The sequence below is a fragment of the Rhodococcus sp. KRD197 genome, assembly GCF_017168235.1.
Taxonomy (GTDB): Bacteria; Actinomycetota; Actinomycetes; order Mycobacteriales; family Mycobacteriaceae; genus Rhodococcoides.
On the sequence record NZ_JABFAO010000034.1, the window covers coordinates 1 to 433 of the forward strand.

Genomic DNA, 433 nt, shown 5'->3' on the forward strand with positions numbered 1-433 from the left:
CATCTTCTGTTAACTTATTAACTCTTTCCGCAAAGGTATTTCTTCCTAAAACTCGTTCTAACTCTTTTAGTAAGATTTTTAAAAGCTTTAACGCTATTTCTATATTCTCTTTAAGTGGCTTTGCATTTTCGTAAAGTTGGTTAAAATTATCGTCTGCGTTTTCAATACGCTCAACTGCTTTATTTAATAAATCATCTTTCTCTCGTATTTCCTTATCTTTATCATCTAAGGCTCTACCAGACTTTATATACTCGTAATCTTCCGAAATATCTTGAGCAGCTTTTATCTGTTTCTGAAATTCATTGAAATCTTTTTGGCTTATTACAACATTTCCAGTTTCTTGTATTTCTTTGCTAAATAAACCACCTACTTTTTCAGTTCCTTGCTCATCCTGAACATTTATAGGCTTTTTAAGCGTATTTAACGTTTTTTG

General features: G+C 30.9%; 1 protein-coding gene. It reads right to left on the minus strand.

Annotated features, from left to right (window positions below; translation table 11 throughout):
- Nucleotides 1-433, minus strand: a 433-nt coding sequence (locus tag J1M86_RS23590; protein WP_368857275.1) for a hypothetical protein, incomplete at both ends; no start/stop codon positions are given.